The organism is Photobacterium sanguinicancri (assembly GCF_002265265.1).
GTDB lineage: Bacteria > Pseudomonadota > Gammaproteobacteria > Enterobacterales > Vibrionaceae > Photobacterium > Photobacterium sanguinicancri.
In genome coordinates this window covers 1-10,681 of the sequence record NZ_NOIF01000173.1, presented here as the reverse complement: position 1 = coordinate 10,681, position 10,681 = coordinate 1, and the positions used below count along the sequence as shown (strand labels likewise).

8 protein-coding genes and 1 tRNA gene are annotated in these 10,681 nt (G+C 41.8%); 5 read left to right on the top strand and 4 right to left on the bottom strand.

The window, feature by feature from the left end; translation table 11 throughout:
• Positions 1-97 precede the first annotated feature (97 nt).
• Positions 98-187: transfer RNA gene (locus ASV53_RS19585), tRNA-Ser, on the bottom strand.
• 305 nt (positions 188-492) lie between these two features.
• Here ASV53_RS19585 and ASV53_RS19580 point away from each other — a divergent pair.
• The gene (locus tag ASV53_RS19580) at positions 493-1,215 is read left to right on the top strand and encodes a YebC/PmpR family DNA-binding transcriptional regulator (RefSeq protein WP_062689515.1); all 723 of its coding nucleotides are present in this window, start codon (positions 493-495) and stop codon (positions 1,213-1,215) included.
• A 98-nt stretch (positions 1,216-1,313) separates the two neighbouring features.
• Here the strand turns inward: ASV53_RS19580 and ASV53_RS19575 are convergent, their stop codons facing one another.
• Entirely contained in the window at positions 1,314-2,237 is a 924-nt protein-coding gene (locus ASV53_RS19575; RefSeq protein WP_094958332.1) for a DUF808 domain-containing protein, read from the bottom strand.
• A 153-nt stretch (positions 2,238-2,390) separates the two neighbouring features.
• On the opposite strand from ASV53_RS19575, the gene ASV53_RS19570 reads away from it, so the two are divergent.
• The 3 genes from ASV53_RS19570 to ASV53_RS19560 all read left to right on the top strand — a co-directional run bounded on the left by ASV53_RS19570 (position 2,391) and on the right by ASV53_RS19560 (position 6,014).
• The gene (locus tag ASV53_RS19570) at positions 2,391-2,636 is read left to right on the top strand and encodes a DUF2164 domain-containing protein (protein ID WP_094958331.1); all 246 of its coding nucleotides are present in this window, start codon (positions 2,391-2,393) and stop codon (positions 2,634-2,636) included.
• Positions 2,637-3,127: 491 nt separating this feature from the next.
• The gene (locus ASV53_RS19565; protein ID WP_094958330.1) at positions 3,128-4,711 is read left to right on the top strand and encodes a BCCT family transporter; all 1,584 of its coding nucleotides are present in this window, start codon (positions 3,128-3,130) and stop codon (positions 4,709-4,711) included.
• A gap of 232 nt (positions 4,712-4,943) precedes the next feature.
• Entirely contained in the window at positions 4,944-6,014 is a 1,071-nt protein-coding gene (locus tag ASV53_RS19560) for a hypothetical protein (protein WP_094958329.1), read from the top strand.
• A 124-nt stretch (positions 6,015-6,138) separates the two neighbouring features.
• Here ASV53_RS19560 and ASV53_RS26165 read toward each other — a convergent pair whose 3' ends face one another.
• Complete coding sequence (locus ASV53_RS26165; protein WP_275657116.1) at positions 6,139-6,264, bottom strand: hypothetical protein; 126 nt, start codon at positions 6,262-6,264, stop codon at positions 6,139-6,141.
• Positions 6,265-6,828: 564 nt separating this feature from the next.
• Here ASV53_RS26165 and ASV53_RS19555 point away from each other — a divergent pair.
• Positions 6,829-8,166 (top strand): sodium/glutamate symporter, encoded by a 1,338-nt coding sequence (locus ASV53_RS19555; RefSeq protein WP_094958328.1) that lies wholly within the window; start codon positions 6,829-6,831, stop codon positions 8,164-8,166.
• A gap of 116 nt (positions 8,167-8,282) precedes the next feature.
• On the opposite strand, the gene ASV53_RS19550 is transcribed toward ASV53_RS19555, so the two are convergent.
• Positions 8,283-10,169, bottom strand: a complete 1,887-nt coding sequence (locus tag ASV53_RS19550; protein WP_189337921.1) for a GGDEF domain-containing protein — start codon at positions 10,167-10,169, stop codon at positions 8,283-8,285.
• Positions 10,170-10,681: the final 512 nt, after the last annotated feature.

Genomic DNA, 10,681 nt, shown 5'->3' with positions numbered 1-10,681 from the left:
CCTGACTCCGATAGAATATCGAAATCAGGCCTTACAAGCCGCTTAACTAAAATGTCCAACTTAATGGGGTCACTTCATTTCTGCTGGGCTTAAAATATGGCGGAGAGATAGGGATTTGAACCCTAGGACGGGATAAACCGCCGCCGGTTTTCAAGACCGGTGCTTTCGACCACTCAGCCATCTCTCCGTAAGTGCGGCGAATAATACGTTCATAATTGTTAGCTGTAAACCCCTAAAATGCTCAATTGTCTATAATATGCGCGTTAACTACCATTTTTCACAAATTTGTCGCTAACTCTGCAATACAATCACAATAAGTGCTTAAATTTCAGCCTTCTAGGCTATTATCTTTACTTCGTTCTTATCAATTTCACAAAAATTGCTATTTGTCATGCTAATCGCAGTTAGTTACTGGTTGAGACTAGCCTTTCTCACCTACTAACTGATAAAATCGCGACAACTATGTAATAAACAAAGATAGAGAGTTTCCCCATGGGAAGAAAATTCGAAGTACGCAAATTGTCAATGGCAAAAACGGCTGGCGCAAAGATCAAGGTTTACTCAAAATACGGTAAAGAGATCTACGTCTGTGCTAAAAACGGTAGCCTAGACCCAGACAGCAACCTTTCACTCAAGCGTTTGATAGAAAAAGCCAAAAAAGATCAGGTGCCAAGCCATGTTATCGAGAAAGCACTCGATAAGGCCAAAGGTGGTGCTGGTGAAGATTTTTCTACTGCGCGCTACGAGGGTTTCGGACCAGGTAACTGCATGGTTATCGTTGATTGTCTTACCGACAACAACAACCGTACTTTCATGGATGTTCGCCAAGCGTTTGTTAAGAACAACGCAAAAATTGGTGGCCCAGGTACAGTTGGCCACATGTTTGAACACCAAGCTGTTTTCCAATTTGCAGGTGACGACGATGAAGCCGTTCTAGAAAACCTAATGATGGAAGATGCAGATGTTACTGACATCGAGTGTGAAGACGGCGTAATTACTGTTTACGCACCGCACACTGAATTCTTCAAGGTGAAGAATGCGCTTGCAGCTACAATGCCTGACACCAACATCGATGTTGAAGAGATTTCATTTGTTCCACAAACAATGACTGAAATCTCAGGTGACGATATTGCCGCATTCGAGAAATTCCTTGATGCACTAAACGATTGTGATGACGTTCAGAACGTTTACCACAATGCTGAGATGCCTGATTAATTCAGCACAACTCACGACATAATTAGAAAAGCCGATGCGGTCTACACTGCATCGGCTTTTTTATGTCTAACTTCTTAGCTTCTTAGCTTCTTAGCTTCTTAGCTTCTTAGCTTCTTAGCTAAATCTACAATCAATAGTACCAAGATACCAGAAAGTACCCCTACCATGCCGTTAACCACAGAAGGCAGCAGCACTGTAATAAGCGTTGAGTCTGGAAGCATACTAATTAAGGTATGTAGCCAATCATGTGACTGCGGAATACTATGCATAATAATACCCCCACCAACAAGAAACATGGCAATTGTGCCAATAACCCCAAGCGCTCTCATTAAATGAGGGGCAAGCTGAACAAGCCCCTGGCCAAATGTATTTTTAAAAGAACCCGTTTTGCTATTAGCAACTAGATAGAAACCCGCATCATCCAGCTTCACAATGCCAGCAACTAAGCCATAGACGCCGATTGTCATTACAATAGCAATTAAACTCACTACCGCCAGCTGGGTCAAAAATACTTGTCCTTGCACTGTACCTAATGCAATCACAATAATTTCTGCAGATAGTATGAAATCAGTTCTTATTGCACCCGCTATTTTCTTACGTTCAAAATCTGCAACATCTATATCTTCTTGTTGTTCTACGCGCTGACTGTCGACTTGTGAGATCGGAACTTGGTCATCAGGCTGTGAATGAAACCATTTCTCCGCAATTTTCTCTGCACCTTCAAAGCAAAGATATAGGCCGCCAACGACCAACATAGGCGTGATTAGCCATGGTGCAATAGCACTAATCAGCAACGCTGCAGGGACTAATATCAGCTTATTGCGAAAAGAGCCTTTAGCAACGGCCCACACGACAGGAATTTCTCTTTCAGCCCGTACACCTGAGACTTGTTGGGCATTTAGCGCAAGATCATCACCAAGTACCCCCGCGGTTTTCCGCGCTGCAACCTTTGTCATTACGGCAACATCATCCAACACGCTGGCGATATCGTCTAACAATGTTAATAAACTGAGTCCAGCCAAGGTATTTACCTCACTATAAAATGGCGAAACACCATTGATAATGAACCTACACCTGATATTTTACAAATAGCTACGTTATGGTGACGACGGTAAAAACGTCACAACCCATTGTCTCGTAATAGCTTTCAAGCAAATGATCGGAGAAACAAAACCATGAGCGCAATTAAACTGACTCGAGACCAGAAAGAAGTACTGGTCTCAAAGCTTCAAAAATACTTTAGCCAAGAACTCGATCATGAGTTAGCGCAGTTTGACGGTGAATTCTTACTCGACTTTATTGCCAAAGAGATGGGGGCGCATTTCTATAATCAAGGCTTATATGATGCGCAAGCTATTCTGGATCGCCGTCTTGATGATATCCGTGAAGCCATTTATGAAATCGAACAACCTACTTCGTAAACTCAACAGATCTTGCAACTATTAACTCGACGCATCCATCTTTTACCACGCTCCCCTCTATATACAGTGTGGTGAAATGAGGCGGATTGTTTTCTCCGCCTCTTAGTTATGCATGTCAAAATAAACACACCTTTTTGTAAAATTATTCACTCATTCACTTCGATCTCAATTTGTGTTGTATCTAACTCATTAGAGGTAAAAACAACGATACATATAATTGCATAACGGCATCCCCCTTCAAACTCTGTGATTACATAGCCACTCATAAAATAAAAAAGAATTAACCCACGGAAAAACCTCAATAAAAAAAGCCAATACACTGCAATTATGATTGGTTAAACCTTTAATATGCCTGTGAAATATCGATTTACAATAGTGATTACCATCACACTAAATCCTTATCATTTATTTCGTACACGAAACATTTTTGACTGGTTTTTCATGATTCAAGCTGGTAGAGTCTCTTCCCTCACGCATACTGTGAGATATTTATGTCTACGATTAGTCACAAAACTAGCGACAAACTTGTTCCAACACTAACAATTGGATTTATCCTCTTATTTATACTTGCAGCCCTTTTTGATCTGTCCACTTTCACCTCTGCGATCCAGTCAATGTTTACTTCAGCATCGGCGACTTTCGGTTATTGGTGGCAATGCTTAATGATCATGAACTTTGCTCTAGCGCTTATCATTGCAGCAAGCCGCTACGGTAAAGTAAAAATGGGTGGTGAGTCCAAGCCAACGATTGGTACATTTCGTTGGGTAGCTATGATCATGTGTACCCTGCTTGCGGGCGGTGGTGTATTCTGGTCTGCGGCAGAGCCAATCTTCCACTTTATTACTCCTTCACCAAGTTTTCCTGGCGTAGAGGGCAGCACTGCAGCCGCCGTTACCCCAGCCTTAAGCCAAAGTTTCATGCACTGGGGTTTCCTTGCATGGGCCGTTCTTGGCACTCTAAGCACAATTGTATTGATGTACGCCCACTACCAGTGCGGTGTTAAATTACGACCTCGTGCCCTGCTTTACCCTATTCTAGGTAACAAGCTTGAAAATCACTGGTTTGGTTCAGTGATCGATTCTTGTTCTATCATTGCCGTTGCGGCAGGTACTATTGGTCCAATCGGTTTCCTTGCAACTCAGTTAGGTTACAGCCTGACCGTACTAACAGGCATGGAGAACTCGATATTCACCCAAATGATGATTCTGGCAGGTGTAGTCGCAATTTACTCTGTTTCAGCTTTCACAGGTATGGACAAAGGCCTTCAATGGCTAAGTCGTATGAATGTAATTGGCGCATGTACGCTACTTATTGCTATTTTGGTGCTAGGCCCTACAGGCTTCATCTTTGAGCAATTTGGTTTAGCATTTGGCCACTACATCCAAAACCTTCCAGAAATGAGCCTAAGTTCTTCTAACCCAAGCTGGAACTCATGGTGGACATGGTTCTTCTGGGGCTGGTTCATTGGTTTCGCACCTATGATGGCGATCTTCATTGCTCGTATTTCTAAAGGTCGTAGTGTTCGTGAACTAATCCTAACCGTTGCTGTGGCTGCGCCTATAGCGACTAACTTCTGGTTCTCTGTACTTGGTGGTACGGGTATTGGTCTTGAATTAGCGAACCCTGGTAGTATTTCAGGTCCATTAAATGAAGGCGGTTTACCAGCAGTACTGCTTGCATCTTTAGCTCAGCTGCCATTTAGCACTCTGCTTATCCCAGCATTCCTTGTACTAACCACTACTTTTGTGGCGACCACAGGTGATTCCATGGCCTATTCCATTGCGATGGCTGTATCTGGCGATAAAGAACCATCTAAAGTTCAGCGTCTATTCTGGGCTATCATGATGGGTGTTGTGGCTGGCGTCTTACTTATTGCGGGTGATGGCGGATTGAATGCACTTCAGTCATTCATCGTTATTACAGCGGTACCTGTTTCTTTCTTGGTTGCAGTAACCTTCGTTACAGGCCCTATTGCTGTAGTGAAAATGCATGCAGCACAACAGAAGCGTACTGAAAAAAGCGAAAATTGTGCTTCAACAGCACCTGTTGCTGCTATGGCAGAAAACGTTCGCTAAGCATATATAACCCTTAACGGGTTAGCATATAGCTTCTTAAGCCCGCTTTTATAGCGGGCTTTTTTACACATGAATACTGCACTTCCCTACCGTACCGCTTCAATATCAACAAATCACACTTTTACTTTTTAGGGCTAAAACCATTGAACACAGCAAATCGAAAGCACTCTTTCATTGATAAAAAACACCGTTCAAATTAAAATGCAGCCACAATTATTACGAGATTTAACCAATGAAAGTAAAGTATCTAGCCACATCAATCATTTTAGCAACCATGCTCACGGGTTGCGGTGGAGGCAGTAGTGACGGTAATGGCTCTGGCGCCGGTTCTAGCACAAAACCGATCCCGCCAGTGAAGCCCCAAGTTAAAAATGGTGCATTTAGCCTAGCAACAGGCATAGCAAATGATAAAGCAGCCCCTATCCTTGATGGTTATACCCCTTTTCGCTTTAGCTTTGTGAATGAACGTACCGATATTTCGCCGACATCACCAGCCCGAATTTCAATTGAAAACGACTCATCTGCAATCTTCCGTCACTACAATTTGCGCCAAGAAACGGCGGCAACAGAAGTAAACGGTCATCAGTTTGCTCTACAAAGCTACGGTACGAATACACAAGAAGTCGGCATTACTTTGTCTTACACGGCAGATGCAAGCCAACGAACAGATACGGTCAAGTACGAACAGTTCCGCGGTACCAAAGCACATTACTTCTTCGCACCAACAGCAACGGATCCCGATAACAATAAGTTCGGCTATCAAGAAAGCATGTTCCGTATTTTTGTTGATAGCAGTTACAAAACAGGAAAAGTAACGCTTGCAGATTATTGGGATAAGGCAGGTAAAGTCGCTATCATCAATCGATTGACTCACAATAATGTACAAAGCGATGCGCTCACAGCTTGTATTGCAATCATCACCAATAACAGTGATCCTTACTTCAATACCGAGCTTGTTGAGGCTCAAAAGAACACCGACCTCAGCCATTTTGTAAAAGGCGCTTTACCAAAGCAAGTATCCAGTAAAACGCTATTGGTTGGACTAACACTGGATGAAAGTACATTGCCCGCAGATACCCCCTTCAGCAAGCCAAATGACGCAACTAAGCAGTCTTTCCTTGATATCTGCAAATTACAAAACTCGAATATCAACTACGCAGTAGAACTCGACCTGATGCCATACCAAAGGCAAGATACTGCGCTAGTGCTCTTTAACCAAGATGGCAAACTAACGGTCAATACCAGTAAGCTTCCGCTACTGAGTTGGCGTACGGAACAGCAGGTCTCCGAGTCAACGCGGTAAATATACCTAACAATGAAGCCACATCCCCCGCCTATTCCCGGGCTATGTGGCTTCTAGGCATACTCGTTGACGAAAAGTACTGTTAATATTCAGATGCAACTCACGGTCTTTTAAGTTTGTTAAATTATTGCTGATCACGGCTTTTGCCGGCGCTTCGATCATCGGTCTCTTCATCAGCTATAGGGACACTATTTTTTAATGTCGCATCTGAATTTAGCTCATCACTTGTTGAACTTGGAGGTGCAGACATCGGCTTTCCTTTGCAAAAAATGGACAAACTTTAGCCTACCGTCATTTAACTAGTAAGTTATGCTTAATTTAATTTTAGTTTTGATACTCTTGACTAAGAACAGAAGTGGAATCAGCTAAAGTCATCATAAAAACCTAAAAGCACCAAGAATAGAAAGACTTAGTGTTTTATCTTCATAAATTTAAAATGCCTAAAATACATTACGCCATCACTTTCGATTGAAATTATTCATCATTACAATCAATCCTGTTTGATTTGCGGTGATTTTTTGATTAATATCCGCGCACAGAGTGAATTGAGCATTTACTCCATACCGTACAATAGTTCTAAGCTGTACGAATATCAGATGAGGATCGGAACCTCATCACGCTCAACATATCAATTTTGGTACTTTCGTACCGACTCTCGCAGAATCAGTAAGATTCTGCCACTCAGTTGGCTGACCGGCAGGACTCGCCCGTACTCACCAACACATTCAATAATACGTGTTTTTGCATGTCATTCATCGTCATGCATCTACGTCGCTTATTGCGACTTTGCGTTCTCTATACGATAGGAGTTTTTATGCCTAACGGATTAATGCTATCTGATCTTGCGATTGCAGGCGGACTGTTGATTCTTGGTAAGGTTTTACGTGTGCACATCACTTTGTTGCAGCGTATGTACCTGCCTTCTGCGGTAATCGCAGGCATTTTAGGTTTAGCGCTGGGTTCAGCAGGTTTAGATCTGTTACCTTGGAGCGACACTTTCGCCAGCAACGCTGGTTTACTGACTGCGGCACTGTTCTCTGCACTTGGTCTAGCAACCGATGTTCCATCCCCTTCAATTGTGGCTAAGCGCGCAGGAAGCATGTGGGCATTTAACCAAGTAGCATCTGTTTCTCAGTGGTTATTTGCTGCCATGTTTGGCTTGTTCTTAGCAACTTTTGTATTTACCGATCTAAACCCTGCCTTTGGTATTCCAATGTCCGCGGGCTTTATGGGTGGCCATGGTACTTCTGCAGTAGTGGGTGATATTTTCACAAACCTTGGCTGGGAAGATGCTTTTACACTTAGCTTAACATTTGCCACCGCGGGGATTTTCATCTCAATCGCTATTGGCATGTTGATCTTGCAAGTTGCACTCAAGCTAGGTTTGATCAAAACATTCAGTACTTTTACCAACATGAACCAGCATGAACGCAAAGGCTTAATTCAGGAAAATGATCAGCGCTGGGCAATGAAATCAACCATGTCATCACTGTCTGTTGATTCTTTCGCTATTCATGCTGCGTTAGTTGTTGTGGTAACGGCGTTCTCTTATGTTTCTGCTGATTTTCTGTCGTCGTTCCATGACAAAGTACAAATCCCAACTTTTGTAACAGGTTTCTTGGGCGGTATGTTCGTTCGTATGATTGCGCAGCGTTCAGGTGCATCACAATATCTATGTGATGGCGCTTTTCATCATGCCTCTGGTATTAGTACCGACTACCTTATCGTATTTGGTATTTCAGCCATTAAGGTGACGGTATTAGTCCAGTACATTGCACCAATGGCTGTACTCGCAACAGGTGGCGTACTCTTTACCTTATTCCTTATCTTTTGGGTTGCCCCACGCATCATGGGTGATAATTGGTTTGAAAAAGGAATTTTCTCTTGGGGCTGGCTAACCGGTACAGTAGCGATGGGTATCGCATTACTGCGCATTGTTGATCCTGAGATGAAGAGCAAGGTGTTAGATGACTATGCAATCGCTTATGTACCTGGCTCTATTACCGATATCTTTATTATTTCGTTAATGCCGCTGGCTATGTATTCAGGCTATCACTGGCACGCGTTAGCGATTGGCTTAGCTTATATTGCATTTGTTTTATTTATCTGGCGTTTTGTATTCCAAAAAAACAGAGTACTTGCTACCCAGTAAAATCCGAATGTTTTAATGGTGATCAAAAAGAGAGGCTAAGGCCTCTCTTTTACTATTACGGATTAGCCGCAATAATCATTCCACTATCTGCCGCTCAGAAAGCATCTGACTAAGGGTTAATTAAGTTCAATACCAACGCCGTTACGGCCATTCGACTTCACTTGATATAAAGCATTATCTGCCTTCGCTAAATACTCTTGCCAATGTGAAGCAAGTAGATCTCTCGATTCCACTTCAACCCCTCCAATCGAGACTGTTACTTCAAGCTCTCGACCTTCAATACTGACATTTTCTAGTAATACCGCACGGCGAATACGATCTAATAATTCGTAGGTATTTGAGCTATCACTCACGGAGAAAATAGCGACAAACTCTTCGCCTCCCCAACGGGCAACTTTGTCATGAGTACGGCAGCTATGTTGAAGCCGAGATGATATTTCTTGTAACACACGATCACCAATATCATGACCATGGATATCATTTATTTGCTTGAAATAATCGATATCGAGCAAAGCAACAATATACTTACTAACTCTAGGCATCTCGCCCTTAATTTCCCCTGTGATCCATTGCTGAATATAACGGCGATTGTACATACCCGTTAAAGGATCTTGGAACGACTGTTCAGTTAACGACACATTTGATTGTGCCAATTCAACATTATCTTTAGATAAGTGGTTATTGCGGCGATATAGTAACCCCAATACCGCTGCACCTAATAATATGCTTAGCAATAAAATAATTTCTCGTGAATGTTGAGACGTTATCTGAGCTGATTTCAACTCACTATCAGCCTTTAGCAAAGCAATTTGATGCTCTTTTTTCTGAGTAATATACTGTGTTTGAAGTGAACGAATCTCTTCTCGCTTTGCACGTAAATAGTGACTTTCTTTTTCATTTACATAACGCTGGAAATACTCTAATGACACTTTATAGTTACCGTTTTTACTATAAATATCAGACAACAATTTGTACAACCTAATCACCTGAGAATTGCTACCATACTCTTTATAAATATCGAGAGCGACTAACGCTGTACTGATCGCCTCATTAAGTTCCTTGAGCTCAAGATACGCTAACGATTTTGATTCATAGCAAAACGCTCGACCTACCCTATCTTTAATGTTATCAGCAAGTTGTAAGCATTCTTTCGACATTTTCAGCGATGCTTCAAGTTTATTCTCATCAAGTAACACGGATGTATAGTTGGTCAGCGTGACTAGCTGAATGTAACTAGATCCTGTTTTTGATGCATGCTTGATAGCTTTACGGATATAACCAGCTTCTTCATTTTCAAGGTTAAAATAATTCGCCACCAGCCCTGCATGGATATAGAGCAAGGTTGCTGTATAATCATTTTTTATATGATTGTGATTAAAGACTTCAAATGCCTTTTCATTGTATTTTTTCGCTAAAGCCCACTGATCGAGATCTGTATACATATTACCGATATTCGACAAGACTAAGACTACTTGAGCATAATCCTGCTGTTCTTCAAAATATGACAAAGCCTTCAGATAATTAGACAAAACCTGATCATATTTAGATTGGTAATACCAGATATTAGCCTGCCATTTTAATGCACGAGCAGTGAGATTCTTAAATCCAGTTTTTTTAGCAATTAACAGTACTTCATCCAAATAGCTTAACCCATTTTCATACTCCCCTGTTTCTTTGGCCAATATAGCCCGATGTAGCAAAGCTTCACCTTCTATCCAAGGCTGATCTAGTGTTTTAGCTAACTCCTCGAGTTCACCAATAACATCTAATGGCTTTTCCTCAGTGAGAGTGTAAGCCTCTAGACGCGACATCGTTAGTACATAGTAGACACGCTCCCAACCTGTCATGGGCTTGCCCGATTTAGAGGCAATAAACTGCTTGATAAAACCATACGCTCGCTCAGGATCGCGTAACGATTGGATATAAGCAGACATTAAGCGACTGTCGTGTTGAATAACTGAGGGGGTATAAATAAAATCGCTGGGCTTCGCTTGAACAGACACTATGCACCCAGTAGCAATAATTAGCGACAATATACCAATTCGGACTGCATACATGAAGGGTGATGACCTGTGAGAATACATTCGATTACTATATCAATTGAGTAAGTAATCATCTTCCGACTGTTAGCAAACAGAGTCAACCAACAAATGACAGAATGACACCTTCATGAAGTAAGTGCACAAAATCACGTCACAGAACCATCCAAAAAGGATTGGCACTTCATTTGTACGCCATTTTTAATATGTATAAACCAGTAATCATGAGCCACTCTTAGTTAAATCAGCCTATTTTTCATTCTAAATCCCATAAACAATTTAACATTAATCAAATATTACTCAGCAACAATATCTAACGTAAGAGGCGCCTTGCATATCAACGTTAGGGTGTAATCATATTATTGTTCGTATTCTTTACGGTGGGGATTTTATGACACGCCACTGACAGGAGCCTGACAATAGTTTTCACTTTGGAATGTACTATTATTCTTATCAATAGTGAGTGAGTAAACATT

Coding starts and splice junctions, on each gene's coding strand:
- ASV53_RS19570 (WP_094958331.1), top strand. CDS start 2,391: ATGAGCGCAATTAAACTGACTCGAGACCAGAAAGAAGTACTGGTCTCA.
- ASV53_RS26165 (WP_275657116.1), bottom strand. CDS start 6,264: ATGTCTGCACCTCCAAGTTCAACAAGTGATGAGCTAAATTCAGATGCG.
- ASV53_RS19565 (WP_094958330.1), top strand. CDS start 3,128: ATGTCTACGATTAGTCACAAAACTAGCGACAAACTTGTTCCAACACTA.
- ASV53_RS19560 (WP_094958329.1), top strand. CDS start 4,944: ATGAAAGTAAAGTATCTAGCCACATCAATCATTTTAGCAACCATGCTC.
- ASV53_RS19555 (WP_094958328.1), top strand. CDS start 6,829: ATGCCTAACGGATTAATGCTATCTGATCTTGCGATTGCAGGCGGACTG.
- ASV53_RS19580 (WP_062689515.1), top strand. CDS start 493: ATGGGAAGAAAATTCGAAGTACGCAAATTGTCAATGGCAAAAACGGCT.